This is a genomic window from Mycolicibacterium gadium, assembly GCF_010728925.1.
Lineage (GTDB): Bacteria > Actinomycetota > Actinomycetes > Mycobacteriales > Mycobacteriaceae > Mycobacterium > Mycobacterium gadium.
This window is the reverse complement of sequence record NZ_AP022608.1, coordinates 4,919,392-4,936,435: the sequence shown is the minus strand read 5'-3', so window position 1 is coordinate 4,936,435 and position 17,044 is coordinate 4,919,392. Positions and strand designations below refer to the sequence as shown.

Sequence of the window (17,044 nt, the reverse complement as noted above, 5' to 3'; positions counted from 1 at the left end):
GCCTGCGCTGTCAAGCCGACTGCTTATGGCAACGGCAAGCTCAGTGGAACTGACCCTCTTCGGTCGAACCCGCGAGCGCGGTGGTCGAGCTGGTCGGGTCGACGGTGGTGGCGATCCGGTCGAAGTAGCCGGCACCGACCTCACGCTGGTGCTTGGTGGCGGTGTACCCGCGCTCCTCGGCGTCGAACTCGCGCTCCTGCAGCTCGACGTAGGCGCTCATCTGGTTGCGGGCGTAGCCGTAGGCCAGATCGAACATCGAGTAGTTCAGGGCGTGGAAGCCGGCCAGCGTGATGAACTGGAACTTGAAGCCCATCGCGCCGAGCTCCTTCTGGAACTTCGCGATGGTCGCGTCGTCCAGGTGCTTCTTCCAGTTGAACGACGGCGAGCAGTTGTACGCCAGCATTTGGTCGGGGAACTCGCTCTTGACGCCCTCGGCGAACTTCGCGGCCAGCTCGAGGTCCGGGGTGCCGGTCTCCATCCAGATCAGGTCGGAGAACGGCGCGTAGGCCTTGGCGCGCGCGATGCACGGCTCGAGACCATTGCGGACGCGGTAGAAGCCTTCCTTGGTCCGCTCGCCGGTGATGAATGGGCGGTCCCGCTCATCGACATCGGAGGTGATGAGCGTGGCGGCCTCGGCATCGGTGCGTGCGATGACGACGGTCGGCACGTCGGCGACGTCGGCAGCCAGGCGGGCCGAGGTCAGGGTGCGGATGTGCTGCTGAGTGGGGATCAGCACCTTCCCACCGAGGTGGCCGCACTTCTTCTCCGACGCCAGCTGATCTTCCCAGTGCGACCCCGCAACGCCTGCGGCGATCATCGCCTTCTGCAGCTCGTAGACGTTCAGCGCACCGCCGAAGCCGGCCTCACCGTCGGCGACGATCGGGGCGAGCCAGTTCTCCACGGAGGTGTCGCCCTCCACTTTGGCGATCTCGTCGGCGCGCAGTAGCGCGTTGTTGATGCGACGGATCACCTGCGGCACCGAGTTGGCCGGGTAGAGGCTCTGGTCCGGGTAGGTGTGACCGGACAGGTTCGCGTCCCCGGCGACCTGCCAGCCCGACAGGTAGATGGCCTTCAGGCCGGCACGCACCTGCTGGACGGCCATGTTGCCGGTCAGCGCGCCGAGCGAGTTGACGAACTCCATGTCGTGCAGCTGGTTCCACAGCACCTCGGCGCCGCGGCGGGCCAGGGTGGCCTCCTCGACGACGGAACCCTGCAGTGCGACCACGTCGGCCGGGGTGTACGTACGGGTGATGCCCTTCCAGCGCGGGTTGGTATCCCAGTCGTGCTGGATCTGTTCGGGTGACTTCGGCGTGCCCACAGTGGACATGGCTGCTCCTTAGAATCGCTTTGCATAGCCGGCGGAGCTCGGCTTGCTAATACTCAACAAACTTGGCTGTTCCGCTGTTACGAGGATGCATCACGCCATACGTGCAGGTCCACTCGTTTTGATTGCCAATTTTCGCCAAGTCGCCCAGCCATGTTGCAAAGGTTGCGAAGGTAGCAATTCCCTGAAACGGTTCAGAAGCTACTTGCCGGTAACCGATTTGCGCACGTCAGTACGGTCGTACTGTTAGGGAGAGGGCGTCAGAGCGCGAAGATCGATGCGACGGCTTTGGTCTCGTCGCCGACGGCATATGTGAGCGTTGTAACAGTGCGATCCGCCAGTTCGGCGCCGAATTTGTCGGTCGTGCCGGGCCGATGGACGTGGGTGATGATCTCGAGCTTGTCGCCCAGTCCCACCGGGGCGTCGTGCTCGATCGTCACCCGCAAGGGTGCCCGCAAAAGCTCGGGTGCCTTGAACAGATAGTCCTCCACCACCGACCAGTACACCGAGTTGTTCATGTGGTCGAAGATGTCGATGTCGCTGACGCGAACCGGATAGTCGCGGATCTCGTCCGCGTCCTCGCGGCTGCCGGCCTTCAGGTAGGCCTTCCACCGCAGCCGATTGATATCGGTGGTGCGCTGCAGGCCTTCGAGGAAGTCGTCGGAGATGCGGGCCGGCCCCTGCGTCTCCTGGTTGATGTTGATCCAGAACGCCTCCGATTCGATGAGGCCTCCCTTGCGCCCGTCTATGCGGACCCGCATCTCGCACCACCGGTTGGAGGTGCCCGAGCACCAGCGGCGCAGCCGCAACATGTCCTTGAACTCGATGGGCCTGATCAAGTCGACCATCGTGCGACGGACGATCCACAGCGGGTGGGTCTCCTCGTAACCCATCTCGCGCAGCTGATCGGAGCCGATGTCCTGGATGTGCCTGGTGGCGGCGTCGAATTTGAGCCGGCCGGCGCGATCGACGTCGGCGACGCGCAGAGGCCATTCGATGTCGAACACATCGGGGTGCGGATCGGGCACCGGCATCATCACCTTCGCCAGACCGGCAGTCGGCTCGCCTCCCATGACCAACGATCCTGCCATAGCGCGTGAACTGCCAACAATGCGAAGGCACGCTTCGCAGCGTTGTTACGCTGGTTGACGTGGCAAAAACGTTCGTCGGCTCCCGTGTCCGGCAACTCCGCGGAGAACGGGGCTACAGCCAGGCGGCACTGGCCCAGATGCTGGGAATCTCGCCGAGTTATCTCAACCAGATCGAGCACGACGTCCGTCCGCTGACCGTGTCGGTGCTGCTGCGGATCACCGAGGTGTTCGGGGTGGATGCGACGTTCTTCGCCTCCGAGGACGACACCCGGCTGGTCGCCGAGCTGCGCGAGGTGACCCTCGATCGTGACGTGGCGATCGACGTCGACCTTGCCGAGATCTCGGACATGGTCAGCTCGCATCCGGCGCTGGCGCACGCCATGGTGAATCTGCACCGACGCTACCGGTTGACCACCGCGCAGCTGGCCGCCGCAACCGAGGACAGGCACTCCGACAGCAGCGGCTTGAGCTCTGGGTCTGGCGCGATCACGATGCCGCACGAGGAGGTCCGCGACTACTTCTATCAGCGGCAGAACTATTTGCACGAGCTCGACACCGCCGCCGAGGACCTCACGATCCGGATGCGGATGCACCGTGCGGAGCTGACGCGTGAGCTGGCCGACCGGCTGACCAGGGTCCACGGTGTGCACATCAAGCAGCAAATCGACTTGGGCGGCACCGTGTTGCACCGATACGACCCGGTGTCGAAGACCCTGGAGATCAGCGGTCACCTGTCGTCGGGGCAGACGGTCTTCAGGATGGCCGCGGAGCTGGCGTATCTGGAGTTCGGTGGGTTGATCGACAAGCTGGTGGACGAGGGCAACTTCACCAGCGAGGAGTCGACCGTGCTCGCGCGTCTGGGTCTCGCGAATTACTTCGCGGCCGCAACAGTGTTGCCGTACCGGCAGTTTCACGAAGTCGCCGAAAAGTTCCGTTACGACGTCGAACGCCTCTCGGCTTTCTACGCCGTCTCGTTCGAAACGATCGCGCACCGATTGTCCACTCTGCAGCGACCCTCGATGCGGGGGGTTCCCCTCTCATTCGTCCGAGTCGACCGCGCGGGAAACATGTCAAAGCGGCAGTCCGCCACGGGCTTTCACTTCTCGTCGAGCGGTGGAACCTGCCCGCTGTGGAATGTCTACGAGACCTTCGCAAGCCCAGGCAAGATCGGGGTGCAGATCGCGCAGATGCCCGATGGGCGCAACTACATGTGGGTGGCCCGCACCGTCGAGCGCCGTGCCCACCGCTACGGCCAGCCGGGGAAGACCTTCGCGATCGGCCTCGGCTGCGAGTTACGGCACGCGCACCGACTGGTCTACTCGGAGGGCCTGGATCTGTCGGGCGACAACTCGACTCCGATCGGCGCCGGCTGCCGCGTCTGCGAACGGGACAACTGTCCACAGCGGGCCTTCCCGGCGCTCGGACGGGCGCTGGACATCGACGAGCACCGCAGCACTGTGTCGCCCTATCTCGTCAAGCAGTCCTAGTTAGACTCGCTCCGGTGAGCGAAATCGAGCCCGTGCGCATTGCGCCGGGCGGATTCAAGGAACTCGGACCGTTCGGCTGGGCGATCGCCAAGCTCGGCGCCAGGGCGATCCGCGCGCCGAGGTTCAGCCTCTTCAATGTGCTTGGCCAGCACCGGCTTCTGTTCCTGGCCTGGCTGCCCTACAGCGGACTGCTGCTGGGGATGCTGTCCAAGCTGCCGGTGCGCGACGCGGAGACCGTCATCCTGCGGGTCGGTCACCTCCGCAACTGCGAGTACGAACTGCAGCAGCACCGCCGGCTGGCCCGCAGCCGCGGCCTCGGTCCCGAGATCCAGGCCAAAATCTTCGAAGGTCCCGATGCGGACGGGTTGACCGACAGACAGCGCGCACTCATCACCGCCACCGACGAGTTCGTCGTCACCCGTGGCGTGTCACCGGAGACATGGGCGGTGTTGGCCCGGCACCTCACCAAGCCGCAGCTCATCGAGTTCTGCATGCTGGCCGCCCAATACGACGGGCTGGCCGCGACCATCACCACGTTGAACGTGCCGCTGGACTTCCCCGACTAGAGGTACGTCACGCCGAGAACCACCAGCGAGAGCAATACCGGTGCGATCGGCAATCCGCAGAGGAACGCCGCCCATACGTCCGACTTCCGCCGGTATGCGCGCCACCCGAGCGCACCGACGATGCCGCCGATCACGAACGAAACGGCCGCTACCAACAGCACCCACGAGCTGACGGTCGCGGTGGACGTCGCAGCCGTGATCCCGGCCAGCCACAGGACGTGACCGACCACCAACCCGCCGATCCCGGCGACCCAGATCGCCGCCGTCAAAAGTTGATCATGTGGCCGGCCAAGCCGTGGAAGCATTCCTGCAGGGCTTCCGACAGCGTCGGGTGGGTATGCACGTTGCGTGTCAGCTCGTTGACCGTGAGGTCCCACTTCTGCGCCAGGGTCAGCTCCGGCAGTAGTTCCGAGACGTCGTGCCCGATCAGGTGACCGCCGAGCAGCTCGCCGTACTTCCCGTCGGCGATCAGCTTCACGAACCCACTCGGATCACCCAGACCGTGCGCCTTCGCGTTCGCGGTGAGCGGGAACTTGGCGACCTTGACGTCGTAACCCTCGTCGCGGGCCTGCTCCTCGGTGAGTCCGAAGCTGGCGACCTGCGGCTGGCAGAACGTGGCACGCGGCAGCATCCGGTAGTCGCCAAGCGCCAAAGTCTCTGCACCAGCGATGGTTTCGGCCGCAACCACGCCCATGGCCTCGGCGACGTGGGCCAACATCAGTTTCCCGGTGACATCGCCGATGGCGTAGATGTGCGGCACGTTGGTGCGCATGTAGTCGTCGATCCCGATGGCCTTGCGGTCGGTGACCTCCACGCCGGTGACGTCCAGTCCGTAGCCCTCGATGTTGGGCGCAAAACCGATGGCCTGCAACACCTTATCGGCTTTGATCTCCTCGGACTTACCGTCCTTGCTGACGGTGACGGTGACCGCCGATCCATCATCTGCGATGGCCTCGACCTTCGTCCCGGTGCGGATCTTGACACCCAGCTTCTTGAACTGCTTCTCGATCTCCTTGGATACCTCGGCGTCCTCGTTCGGCAGCGCCCGCGGTAAGAACTCGACGATGGTCACGTCGACGCCGAAGTTGTTGAGCACGTAGCCGAATTCCATGCCTATCGCCCCGGCGCCGGCGATGACGACCGAGGACGGCAACTCGCGCGTCATGATCAGCTTTTCGTAGGTGACGACGTTCTCCGAGAGCGACGTACCGGGCACCAATCGGGTGCTGCTGCCGGTGGCGATGATGCAATTGTCGAAAGTGACTTTTTCGCTGCCGCCCTCGTTGAGGTCGACCTCGAGTGTGTTGGCGTCGGAGAACTTCCCGTAGCCGTGGATCTCGGTGATCTTGTTCTTCTTCATCAGGAAGTGCACACCGGCGACACGACCGTCGGCGACCTTGCGACTGCGGTCGAACGCGACGCCGTAGTCCATGCTGGCTTCACCGCTGATGCCGAAGAGCTTGGCTTCCTTAGTGATGATGTGCGAAAGCTCCGCGTTGCGGAGCAGCGACTTGGACGGGATACATCCGACGTTGAGGCACACCCCGCCCCAGTACTTGGGCTCGACGACTGCGGTGTTCAGTCCGAGTTGGGCGGCGCGAATGGCAGCGACGTATCCGCCGGGGCCGGCTCCGAGAACGACGACGTCATAGTGGGTCACACGCTCAACTCTAGTAAGGGATCAGCCCCACGAAACAGCGAGTGGCCCATTCGCAGAAGTAGAGACCGTGCAGCACGGCGGCGCCTGCCGTCGCGGCCAGCGGCGCCGACGTGAATGCGATGGCCACAGCGGACGCGATCGGCCTGTTGGGCACCATCGCGACGAGCAGGCCGACAACGGTGCACAGAATCAGGAACACCAGCACCACGAACTCCGACGCCGTCTTGTCGATCGAGTGGTACCACCAGTAATAGAGTCCCCACCCCGCGGCGGCCGCGACCGCCCACACGCATGCCACGACCAGCACGAAGCGCCAGCGTTTGAGGTACTGGTAGTTGCCCGGCACCACCACCGGAGGGGCCGGTATCGGTAACGGCTCCGAAGGTGCGGCATCGACGACCGCTAGTTCGCCGGTATCCCACGATGGCGTGAACTCTTGGGTGTCTTCGGTTAGCAGGTCGCGGTCCACGTCAAGCACCATTCACCGTCTGTATTGCCACCAGCGCGCCGAACCAGCCCGGCGAGATGGCGATGACAAAGGCGCCGAACGCCGTCAGCCACCGTCGGCGCGACAACAAGATCGTCAGCATGCCGATCACGGCGGGTATGCCAACCACAAGGGCGATCACCACGTCAGGACGAACTTTGGCGGTCACCACCAGGCTCGCGCCGATACCGAGTAGCAGCCCGACCGCCGTGCCGATCAGCAGAGCGCTGGTCAGCAACCGCGGGCGGGGCAGCGGTATCACCCTTTGAGGTTAACGCCGAGAAAACGCTAGGCGTTCGAGGCACGCCCGGGAATTGCGCACGCGTCGACGGCTTCCGCGACGATGTGCGTACCGGCGCGCGGCGGCCTTTTGCCTAGCGCGAAGTCCGCACCGGTCACCAGCTCCTCGGCGTTCAGCACGTCGTTCTCGTCGCTGTTGAACGCGCGCCCGCGGGAAAGGAACCGCATGCCTTCGGGCGCTTCGACGCTGAAGCCCCCTCCCCTGCCGGGGACGACATCGATGACCAATTGCGTGTGCTTCCACGCCTCGAACTGCGGCCCAGAGATCCACACCGGAACCCCTTCGCCGACGTCGAACACGGCGAGCAGCACGTCGCGGTCCCCGACGAGGAACTCACCCTCGGGGTAACACATGGGCGACGACCCGTCGCAGCATCCGCCCGACTGATGGAACATCAGCGCGCCGTGTCGCCCCTGCAGCCGCGCAAGCAGATCCGCGGCCGCCTGGGTGATCAGCGCACGAGGCGGGGTCGGATGGCGATTTGGGTGCGCAGACGATCGCTGAGCGAACGTTTCCGCACCGAAATCACTCATCAGAAGAACCCTTGGGCTTTGTTGGAGTAGGAGACGAGCAGGTTCTTGGTCTGCTGGTAGTGGTCGAGCATCATCTTGTGGTTCTCGCGGCCGATGCCCGACTGCTTGTAGCCGCCGAAGGCCGCATGCGCGGGGTACTGGTGGTAGCAGTTGGTCCATACCCGGCCGGCCTTGATGTCGCGTCCGGCCCGGTACGCGGTGTTCCCGTCCCGGCTCCACACGCCCGCGCCGAGTCCGTACAGGGTGTCGTTGGCGATGCCGATCGCGTCGTCGTAGTCCTTGAACGACGTGACCGCGACGACGGGTCCGAAGATCTCTTCCTGGAAGATGCGCATCTTGTTGTTGCCCTCGAAGATCGTCGGCTGCACGTAGTAGCCGCCGTTGAGATCGCCGCCGAGCTGCGCACGCTCGCCACCGGTCACCACCCGAGCACCCTCGTCTTTGCCAACCTCGATGTAGGACAACACCTTTTCCAGCTGATCGTTGGATGCCTGCGACCCAATCATCGTCTCGGTGTCCAGCGGATCACCCTGCCGGACCGCCTTGGTGCGAATGGCCGCCATCGCGAGGAAGTCGTCGTAGATGTCGGCCTGGATCAGGCTGCGCGACGGGCAGGTGCACACCTCGCCCTGGTTGAGGGCGAACATCGTGAAACCCTCCAGCGCCTTGTCCTGATAGTCGTCGTTGGCGGCCATCACATCGCTGAAGAAGATGTTGGGGCTTTTGCCGCCCAGCTCCAACGTCACCGGAATCAGGTTCTGCGATGCGTACTGCATGATCAGCCGGCCGGTGGTGGTCTCGCCGGTGAACGCGATCTTCGCGATGCGATTCGACGACGCGAGCGGCTTGCCCGCCTCGAAACCGAAGCCGTTGACCACGTTCAAGACGCCGGCGGGCAGCAGGTCACCGATCAGGCTCATCAGGTAGAGGATCGACGCGGGGGTCTGCTCGGCAGGCTTGAGTACCACCGCGTTTCCCGCCGCCAGCGCGGGAGCCAGCTTCCACACCGCCATCAGGATCGGGAAGTTCCACGGGATGATCTGGCCGACGACGCCGAGCGGTTCATGGAAGTGATACGCCACGGTGTCTACGTCGATCTCCGACAGCGAGCCTTCTTGTGCGCGGATGGCGCCCGCGAAATACCGGAAGTGATCGACCGCCAACGGCAGGTCGGCGTTCAGCGTCTCGCGCACCGGCTTGCCGTTGTCCCACGATTCGGCCAGCGCGAGCGATTCGAGATTGGACTCGATGCGGTCGGCGATCCGGTTGAGAATGTTCGCGCGCTCGCCGGCCGCCGTCTTGCCCCACGCGGTCGCCGCACCATGCGCGGCGTCGAGCGCCTTGTCGATGTCCGCCTCGTTCGAGCGCGGGATCTCGCAGAACGGCTGGCCGGTCACGGGCGTCGGATTCTCGAAGTATTCGCCTGACGCGGGCGGCACCCATTCCCCGCCGATGAAATTGCCATACCGCGACTCGTACGACATCAGGGCGTCGGTGGAACCAGGACGGGCATAGACAGTCATCGACGACTCCCTCTAAGCGCGGATGGACGGGTGTAACGAGGCTCACATTACGCCGGGTGGCCACAATGGTGTTGTGGCGCAAGACCCCTATCTGTGGCTCGAGGACATCACCGGCGACGACGCGCTGAACTGGGTGCGCGCGCACAACGAGCCGACCATCGCCAAGTTCGGCGGACCCCGCTTCGAGCAGATGCGTACCGAAGCGCTCGAGGTCCTCGACACCGAGGCGCGGATCCCGTACGTGCGGCGGCGTGGCGATCACCTGTACAACTTCTGGCGCGACGCGGCCAATCCGCGCGGGGTGTGGCGGCGCACCACGCTGGACAGTTACCGCACTTCCGAACCCGACTGGGACGTGATCCTCGACGTCGACGCGCTCTCCGACGCCGAGGATGAGAACTGGGTTTGGGCCGGCGCGGACGTCCTCGAACCCGATCACCGTCTGGCCTTGATCGAGCTGTCCAGGGGCGGCGCCGACGCCACCGTGGTGCGCGAATTCGACATGTCGACAAGGCAATTCGTTGCCAACGGATTCGAACTGCCCGAAGCCAAGTCCGGCGTCGCATGGCAGGACCGGGACACGGTGCTGGTAGGCACCGATTTCGGCCCCGATTCGATGACGGAGTCCGGCTATCCCCGGATCGCCAAACGCTGGCGTCGCGGCGAGCCACTCGATAATGCCCAGACGCTGTTCGAGGGTGTGGCTTCGGACGTGAGCGTCGGCGGTGGCTACGATTCGACGCCGGGCTTCGAACGGCTGTTCATCACACGATCTTTCGACTTCTTCAACCGCGACCGTTTCGAGCTTCGCGGCGACGACTTGATCCGCATCGAGATACCCACCGATGCCGGCATGTCGGTGCACCGCGAATGGCTACTGATCCGCCCGCGAACCGAGTGGACGGTCGACGGCACCACCTATCGTCCTGGCTCACTGCTGGCGGTCCGTTACGACGATTTCCTCTCCGGCACCCGGGAACTGACCGTCGTCTTCGAACCCGACGAGCATTCCAGCCTGGACAACTACGCGTGGACGCGAGACCACCTGGTGCTCGTCACGCTGGTCGACGTGTCGAGCCACGTGGAACTCGTCACCCCCGGCACGTGGGAGCGCTCGGAGATCCCCGGCATCCCGCCGAACACCAACACCGTGCTCGTGGACATCGACGAGCACGGTGACGAGATGTTCTTGGACTCAAGCGGATTCGATACACCGTCGCAGTTGCTGTGGGGACAGGCAGGTAGCGAGGTGGCGACGATCAAGAGCGCGCCCGCCTTCTTCGACGCCGCCGATATCGAAGTCACACAGCATTTCGTGGCGTCGGCCGATGGCACGAAGATTCCGTACTTCGTGGTCGGCCACCGTGGTTCAACCGGTCCTGGACCGACTTTGCTCGGCGGATACGGCGGGTTCGAGGTCGCCAACACCCCGGGCTACGCCGGGGTGCTCGGCCGGCTGTGGCTCGCCCGCGGCGGCACCTACGTGCTGGCGAACATCCGCGGCGGAGGCGAGTACGGCCCGACGTGGCACACCCAGGCGATGCGTGAGAACAGGCATCTGGTGTACGAAGACTTCGCCGCGGTGGCGCGCGACCTCGTCGACCGTGGGGTCACGACCGTCGACCAGCTGGGCGCCCAGGGTGGCAGCAACGGCGGTCTTCTGATGGGCGTCATGCTGACGCGTTATCCCGAACTGTTCGGAGCGCTGGTGTGCAGTGTGCCCCTGCTGGACATGCGCCGCTTCCACCTGCTGCTCGCCGGCGCCTCGTGGATGGCCGAGTACGGCGATCCGGATGACCCCGACGACTGGGCGTTCATCTCCGAATATTCGCCGTACCAGAATATTTCGACGGACCGGCGCTACCCGCCGGTGCTGATCACCACGTCGACCCGCGACGATCGCGTGCACCCGGGCCATGCCAGGAAGATGGCGGCGGCACTGGAACAGCTGGGGCATTCGGTGGACTACTACGAGAACATCGAGGGCGGGCACGCCGGTGCCGCCGACAACGCGCAGACGGCCTTCAAGTCCGCGCTGACCTACGAGTACCTGTGGTCGATGCTCACTTGACCAGTAGATCGCCCAGGAACCGGTCGGGCCCCGTCACGCCAGGCAGGATGAAGAAGAACCCGCCGCCGACCGGCATGATGTACTCCTCCAGCGGCTCACCCTTGAGTCGGCGTTGCACGGTGAGAAAGCCCTTTTCCAGGCTCCGCTGATAGGCGACGAACGCCAGTCCCTGATCCAGTCGACCGGCACCGTCGAAGCCGCGTGAATAGTTGAATCCCCTTCGCAGGATGCGGTTTTCGTCGGTTTCGGGGGTGCGGGGATTGGCCAGGCGGATGTGCGCGTCGAGCGGGATCCGCTTGCCGTCGGGGTCTGACCGATAGTCGGGATCGGTGAACTCACCCGACAGGCCCAGCGGTGCGCCGCTGACCTTTTCCCGCCCGATGAGCTGCTCCTGCTCGATGAGCCGGGTGCGGTCCCAGAATTCGACGAAGTTCCGGATGATGCGAATCGCCTGATACGAACCGCCGACCGCCCAGTCGGGTTCGCCGTCCTCGGCACCCACCCACACGTGACGATCCATCAGGGCTGCGTCGTCGACGTCGAGGTTGGATGTCCCGTCCTTGAATCCCAACAGGTTTCGGGGAGTGGCCGCTTCTGAGACCTGCCCCGCACCGATGCCGCGGGCGTAGCCGTCGATCATCCATCGCAGCACCAGGTCACTTCGCGTCCGCCTCATCAACTGGCGCAACGCGAACTGGACGGTGTCGTTGTGCCCGGCCTCGAAGATGACCGAGATGTCCCCATGCGAGAGCTTGGGGTCGAGCCGGTCGTTGGCCAGGAACGGCATCGTTTCCAGCTCTTTGGGCTTGCGATCGGCGAGCCCGAACCGGTCGTCGAACAGCGAGGCCCCGACACCGACGACGATCGACAGATTGTCGGCGGGCGGCTTTTCGCCGAGGATGCCCGAGTCCACCGGCGGATACGCGGCATCCCGCGGTTCCGGCGGCTTGCCGGCCATCAGCCCGCGGATCTCCTCGGTGAGCTCCTTGAGCGCCGTCGTCAGCCCTGCGCGGTCCTTCGATTGGACATTGAAAGACGCCACCAGCCCCTGCTCGGGTATCGGCAACGCCGTCACGCCGGTCTGATGAACGCCCTCGAACGGAACGAAGGTCTTCTGGCTGGGGGGCCCGAGGTACTCCCGTCGCGTGGAGTCCGACAACGCGTACGTGGCGCCGGCGCCAACAGCGGCGCCCGCTCCCGCGCTCAGGGCGCCCGTGACGAATCCACGCCGCGAGATACCCCGGCGCGACGGCGTCTCGGTCACGACAGCTTCAAGACCCCCGCGACCTGGGACACATTTTCCGACAGGCCGGCCAGCTGCGCCTTGAGCTTGTCGATGGTCGGCGGGTCAACGGTCACGCCGGTGCAGCGAGGCGACGGGTAGGGGTCGTTCTCCGTGCAGTAGAGCACCCAGCCGTCGCCGCGGCGCAGCGGCTGCAGCGTGGCGTTGATGTCGGCGAAGCCGGTCTCGATCTTGCCGAGCAGCTCCGGATCAGCCTTCTCCAGAGCCGGCTTCAACTTGTCGACGGCGGCCTGCGAGCCCTGCAGGTTGGCGTCGAAGTCCCACAGGTCGGTCTTGGAGTAGCGGTCCTCCTCACCGGTGATCTTGCCTTCGGAGACCTCTTCGATCAGCTCGGCCGCACCGGTCGCAACGTCGACCGGCTTCACCTCGACCGAGGGGAACTGCTCCTTGAGGGCCGCGATGTCTGCGTCGAGCTGATCGGCGAAGGGGGCGCCACCCTCGGTCGTGTTCTGCTGGAACAGCAGATATTCGAGGCGGTGCCAGCCGGTGAACTCCGCGTCGTCGACGCCCGCGAAGTCATCGACTCGCGCGTCGACCTTGCCGTCGATCTCCTCGACGAGGCCGGCCAGCGGCTCGATGCGCTCCCAGGGAACGCGGGACGGCGCGTACGCGTCCTGCGCGGCCTGCAGATTGTTCGCGCGAACGGCGTCGGTGAACACCTTGACCACGCCCACGAGTTCGTCGACCTGACCGATGGCGTACGTCTTGTACTCCGCAGCGGCCTGCTCGGCCAGCGGATCGGGAGCGGCAGCGGCGGCACTCGACGAGGTCGTCGTCGCGCTGGCGCTCGACGTCTCTTCGGAACTGCCCGTGTCGCTGGAGCAGCCCGAGAGGATGAGGCTCCAGGCTACGACCGGCACCGACCATGCGAAATAGCGATTCATTTGCACCCTCTAAGTTAGGAAAGCCAAAACATAGCATTCCCGCAGGCCGTAGGGTAGGCACACCTAAATTTCGGGAACGCGGCGAGGCTGCCAGACTTCCCCTATGTCGACGCCGACGTTCGAAACCCTGCTCTACAAGACCGGGTCACATGTCGCGACCATCACCCTGAACCGGCCCGAGCAGCTCAATACCATCGTCCCGCCGATGCCCGACGAAATAGAAAAGGCCATCGGGCTGGCCGAACGCGACCCGTCGATCAAGGTGATCGTGCTCCGCGGCGCCGGTCGCGCGTTCTCCGGCGGATACGACTTCGGTGGCGGGTTCCAGCACTGGGGCGAGGCGATGAACACCGACGGCCGCTGGGATCCGGGCAAGGATTTCGCGATGGTCAGCGCCCGCGAGACCGGACCCACGCAGAAGTTCATGGCGATCTGGCGAGCGTCCAAACCCGTCATCGCCCAAGTCCACGGCTGGTGCGTCGGCGGCGCCAGCGACTACGCCCTGTGCGCGGACATCGTCATCGCCAGCGATGACGCCGTTATCGGCACGCCCTATGCCCGCATGTGGGGCGCGTACCTCACCGGCATGTGGCTGTACCGACTGAGCCTGGCGAAGGTGAAGTGGCACTCGCTGACCGGGGAGCCGTTGACCGGGAAAGAAGCCGCCGCAGTCGAACTCATCAACGAGTCCGTGCCGTTCGAGAAACTCGAGGCCCGGGTGAAAGAGATCGCCGACAAACTCGCCCGGATCCCGGTTTCTCAACTCCAGGCCCAGAAGCTCGTCGTCAACCAGGCCTACGAGAACATGGGGCTGGCCTCGACCCAGACCCTCGGCGCCATCCTCGACGGGTTGATGCGCAACACGCCAGATGCCCTGGCATTCATCGAAACCGCTGGCTCACAAGGTGTTCGGGCCGCCATCGAGGAACGAGACGGACCGTGGGGCGACTACAGCCAGGCGCCGCCGGACCGCAGGCCCGATCCGTCGCACATCATCGAACCCTAGAGACCGGCGCGCAGGTTCAGCAGCGCATCGAGATCGGCGATACTGCGCAGCGTGTCGTTGAGATGCGTACAGGTCGTGGTGCCGACGAACTCGCCGCGGATACGCTCACGCAACTCAGACAACGCCATTCCCCGCACCCGGTGGGCACTTCCGATGGCGCCGGGACACTCCTGCCACGGCAGCACCCGCACGTCGGCCGTGACCGACGTGATGGTGCGCGTCGAGGTGTCCACAGTGCCGGCGACGGTGTACTCGTGCACGATCGTCTCGACACCTTCGCCGTCGAGATGTGAATCCCGGAAGTGCGCCTGGAATCCCGCGGAATCGCCCTCCGCGGGAACAAGATCGAGACGCCGGAACCGGCGCATGCCGTGCGCGCGCAGAGCATCCACGGGGTGCAGACCATCCAGCGGCGGTGCCACCGGGCCGTGGACCGACGGAATGACGTCGTACCGCTTGGCGTAATCGATGAGCGAAGCCTCCGGCGCGAACCCCGCGCAGATGCCCGCCATGCGGTCTGCGGTGCCGGCGGGCAACTTCTCCTCGACGCCGAGAACGATCGCCGCGTGCTGCACCGCGTAGCCGGATACCAGAGCCGCACCGACCCAGTCGTCGAGCAACAGGTGCAGCCTGCTCGCGCGCTGCGCCTCACCGGGGAGCAGCTTGCCCACCGCGGAGCGGAATCCGGGGCCGACGCGGCTGCCCAGCAACCGGTCCAGTCGCCCGTCGCGCGGGGCGGACTCGATGCTCTCGATCACGCCTTGCGATAGGTGGGCCCGAATCCGCGTCTCGCCCAGCACCTCGACGGCGTCCCGCGCCACCACATCGCGCGCCCGCAGGTCCACGTCGGAGTCACCGAACTGAGCCGGATGCGTGTCGATGGTGCTGGTGCGGCGAAAGGAACCCGCGACCAGCGGCGCCGGTGCCTGGACAGGCTCCTGAGGTCCCGCGATGTCCGACACGAATGGCATGGGCAGAACGGTACCCGGGAGGACGGCGACGTCTACTCCCGCCGGCGCAGACCGCCCAGCATCGCCACCGCGACCCCGAACACCACGAGCACACCGCCCGCGGCCAGTGTCAGGTTCAGCCAGTGGTGCGCGCTCAATTCGGCCTGGCCGACCATCACGTCCGCGATCTGCCGGATGTCGCCTGCCGTCTGGTTCAGTGCGTCGTCGACGAAGCGGCGAGACGCTTCCAACGCCGCCCACCCCCCGGCCCCCACCAACAGAGCCGAAATACCAAGCGATACAAGTGCTTTGCCGCGTGATCGGGCTGCCGCCAGCATCAGCAGCGCCGAGATGCCCGCCAATACCGTCGATCCCACACTGACCCACGGACCCCACGTCGACAACAGCCGTAGCTGGCCTGGCCGCAGCTCTGACGATTCGGGCACTGTGATCGGCACCGTCAGCGTCTGCGGAACGTCCAAGTCGAGATCGCCGAGCGTCTCCGTGATCGACGGATCGTTGAGCATCGGCGCGATGTCGATGAGCCAACGGTCGCCCGAGCCGTCCTCCGCCTGGACCGTGTCGGTGAACATCCAGCGGTGCGCAATGCGATTGGCCTGCGCAAACTGGCCGGGGAATCCGTCATTGCCGGTGTAGGCGGTGACGACGTTTCCGACGAGCTCGGTGTTGAGGGTGCCGTACCCGTTGTCGGCGGCGAAGCCGCGGATCTGCGCCGTCAACTCCGACGCCATCGCGCGCTGCAGCTTCGGATCCTGCGCCGCGGCCGCGGACAGCGCGGCGTACCCGTCCTCGCTCACCACGTTGCGCTGCGCCCACATGGTCGGGACGGCCACAGCCAGCAGAACGGTCGTGACCAGCCACAGGAACATCGTCGCGACGAACCGCACGCATCCTCCTTAACGGGACGCGGCGGAAATCAGTCAGCCAGTGCACGTCCCACGATGAGGGGGTCCGCCTCGGCGACCACCTCGCGGTCCTTGTTGTCGTAGTCGAACTTACCGAGGACGTGGCGCATGGCGTTGATGCGAGCACGCTTCTTGTCGTTGCTCTTGACGACCGTCCAAGGCGCGATGTCGGTGTCGGTGAGCTCGAACATGTCCTCCTTGGCCGCGGTGTAGGCGTCCCACTTGTCCAGCGACGCGAGATCCGTCGGCGACAGCTTCCACTGCCGCACCGGGTCGACCTGGCGAATGGTGAAGCGGGTGCGCTGCTCCCCCCGCGTCACCGAGAACCACAGCTTGGTGAGACTGATGCCGTCGTTGACCAGCATCTGCTCGAACAGCGGTGCCTGTCGGATGAACTCCTCGTGCTGGTCAGCCGTGCAGAATCCCATGACGCGCTCCACGCCGGCGCGGTTGTACCAGGACCGGTCGAACAGGACGATCTCGCCCGCGGCGGGCAAATGGGTCACGTAACGCTGGAAGTACCACTGCGTCCGTTCGCGCTCAGTGGGCTTCTCCAGTGCGACGACCCGCGCGCCACGCGGATTGAGGTGTTCCATGAAACGTTTGATGGTGCCGCCTTTGCCCGCCGCGTCACGGCCCTCGAACACGATGACGTGACGCAATCCGTTGGCCTGGCTCCACTTCTGCAGCTTCAGCAGTTCGATCTGCAGCAGCCGCTTCTGCTCCTCGTAGTCATTGCGCGACATGCGCTCGTCATACGGATAGCCCTCGCGCCACGTGTCGATCTCGAATCCGCTGGGATGGTGCACCAGCACGGGGTCGTCATCGTCGTCGTCGCGGACGCTGTAGTACTCGGTTCCCTTGAGCGCGGTCACCGGCAGAAAATATCGACCCCCCCGTAAGCGAGGGTGACGCAAAGATGAACGAAAGGT

The 17,044-nt window shown here is 65.1% G+C and carries 17 protein-coding genes; 4 read left to right on the top strand and 13 right to left on the bottom strand.

Going from position 1 to position 17,044, the window contains the following annotated elements; translation table 11 throughout:
* Positions 1-40 precede the first annotated feature (40 nt).
* Together aceA and G6N36_RS24345 are read right to left on the bottom strand one after the other, a co-directional pair.
* Entirely contained in the window at positions 41-1,327 is a 1,287-nt protein-coding gene (gene aceA / locus G6N36_RS24350; RefSeq protein ID WP_083124169.1) for an isocitrate lyase, read from the bottom strand.
* Between the two features lie 257 nt (positions 1,328-1,584).
* Positions 1,585-2,397: an acyl-[acyl-carrier-protein] thioesterase gene (locus G6N36_RS24345; RefSeq protein WP_163689331.1), complete on the bottom strand. Its 813-nt coding sequence runs from the start codon at positions 2,395-2,397 to the stop codon at positions 1,585-1,587.
* A 77-nt stretch (positions 2,398-2,474) separates the two neighbouring features.
* On the opposite strand from G6N36_RS24345, the gene ramB reads away from it, so the two are divergent.
* Together ramB and G6N36_RS24335 are read left to right on the top strand one after the other, a co-directional pair.
* Positions 2,475-3,902, top strand: a complete 1,428-nt coding sequence (ramB, locus tag G6N36_RS24340) for an acetate metabolism transcriptional regulator RamB (protein ID WP_083124168.1) — start codon at positions 2,475-2,477, stop codon at positions 3,900-3,902.
* Between the two features lie 14 nt (positions 3,903-3,916).
* Positions 3,917-4,468, top strand: coding sequence for a carboxymuconolactone decarboxylase family protein (locus G6N36_RS24335; protein WP_163689330.1), 552 nt, complete (start codon positions 3,917-3,919; stop codon positions 4,466-4,468).
* Here G6N36_RS24335 and G6N36_RS24330 read toward each other — a convergent pair.
* From G6N36_RS24330 to adh, 6 genes are read right to left on the bottom strand one after another with little or no spacing between them, the layout of a single operon-like run.
* A complete protein-coding gene (locus tag G6N36_RS24330) occupies positions 4,465-4,773 on the bottom strand; it encodes a hypothetical protein (RefSeq protein ID WP_407938934.1) in 309 nt (102 codons plus the stop codon). The two genes, G6N36_RS24335 and G6N36_RS24330, sit on opposite strands and share 4 nt — an antisense overlap.
* Entirely contained in the window at positions 4,734-6,128 is a 1,395-nt protein-coding gene (lpdA, locus tag G6N36_RS24325; protein ID WP_163689328.1) for a dihydrolipoyl dehydrogenase, read from the bottom strand. Before lpdA ends, G6N36_RS24330 begins: the two co-directional genes overlap by 40 nt.
* A 10-nt stretch (positions 6,129-6,138) precedes the next feature.
* Complete coding sequence (locus tag G6N36_RS24320; protein ID WP_163690871.1) at positions 6,139-6,597, bottom strand: hypothetical protein; 459 nt, start codon at positions 6,595-6,597, stop codon at positions 6,139-6,141.
* Between the two features lies 1 nt (position 6,598).
* Positions 6,599-6,877, bottom strand: coding sequence for a putative holin (locus tag G6N36_RS24315; RefSeq protein ID WP_163689327.1), 279 nt, complete (start codon positions 6,875-6,877; stop codon positions 6,599-6,601).
* A 26-nt stretch (positions 6,878-6,903) separates the two neighbouring features.
* Positions 6,904-7,449 (bottom strand): DUF779 domain-containing protein, encoded by a 546-nt coding sequence (locus G6N36_RS24310; protein ID WP_163689326.1) that lies wholly within the window; start codon positions 7,447-7,449, stop codon positions 6,904-6,906.
* Positions 7,449-8,972 carry an aldehyde dehydrogenase gene (gene adh / locus G6N36_RS24305; protein WP_163689325.1) on the bottom strand — a complete coding sequence of 508 codons (1,524 nt, stop codon included), beginning with the start codon at positions 8,970-8,972 and terminating at the stop codon, positions 7,449-7,451. Before adh ends, G6N36_RS24310 begins: the two co-directional genes overlap by 1 nt.
* Before the next feature lie 22 nt (positions 8,973-8,994).
* Here adh and G6N36_RS24300 point away from each other — a divergent pair, with 22 nt between their 5' ends.
* Positions 8,995-11,043 carry a prolyl oligopeptidase family serine peptidase gene (locus G6N36_RS24300; protein ID WP_163689324.1) on the top strand — a complete coding sequence of 683 codons (2,049 nt, stop codon included), beginning with the start codon at positions 8,995-8,997 and terminating at the stop codon, positions 11,041-11,043.
* Here the strand turns inward: G6N36_RS24300 and G6N36_RS24295 are convergent.
* A complete protein-coding gene (locus tag G6N36_RS24295) occupies positions 11,036-12,307 on the bottom strand; it encodes a Dyp-type peroxidase (protein WP_163689323.1) in 1,272 nt (423 codons plus the stop codon). The genes G6N36_RS24300 and G6N36_RS24295 overlap by 8 nt on opposite strands.
* Positions 12,304-13,230, bottom strand: a complete 927-nt coding sequence (locus G6N36_RS24290) for an EfeM/EfeO family lipoprotein (RefSeq protein WP_163689322.1) — start codon at positions 13,228-13,230, stop codon at positions 12,304-12,306. The genes G6N36_RS24295 and G6N36_RS24290 overlap by 4 nt, the downstream gene beginning before the upstream one ends.
* Positions 13,231-13,333: 103 nt before the next feature.
* Here G6N36_RS24290 and G6N36_RS24285 point away from each other — a divergent pair, with 103 nt between their 5' ends.
* Entirely contained in the window at positions 13,334-14,236 is a 903-nt protein-coding gene (locus tag G6N36_RS24285; RefSeq protein ID WP_163689321.1) for a crotonase/enoyl-CoA hydratase family protein, read from the top strand.
* On the opposite strand, the gene G6N36_RS24280 is transcribed toward G6N36_RS24285, so the two are convergent.
* Genes G6N36_RS24280 through ppk2 form a run of 3 tightly spaced genes read right to left on the bottom strand, consistent with a single transcriptional unit; the run spans position 14,233 to position 16,987 of the window.
* Entirely contained in the window at positions 14,233-15,207 is a 975-nt protein-coding gene (locus tag G6N36_RS24280) for a DUF2889 domain-containing protein (protein ID WP_163689320.1), read from the bottom strand. The two genes, G6N36_RS24285 and G6N36_RS24280, sit on opposite strands and share 4 nt — an antisense overlap.
* 32 nt (positions 15,208-15,239) lie before the next feature.
* Positions 15,240-16,094 (bottom strand): hypothetical protein, encoded by an 855-nt coding sequence (locus G6N36_RS24275; RefSeq protein ID WP_163689319.1) that lies wholly within the window; start codon positions 16,092-16,094, stop codon positions 15,240-15,242.
* A 29-nt stretch (positions 16,095-16,123) separates the two neighbouring features.
* A complete protein-coding gene (gene ppk2 / locus G6N36_RS24270) occupies positions 16,124-16,987 on the bottom strand; it encodes a polyphosphate kinase 2 (protein ID WP_163689318.1) in 864 nt (287 codons plus the stop codon).
* Positions 16,988-17,044: the final 57 nt, after the last annotated feature.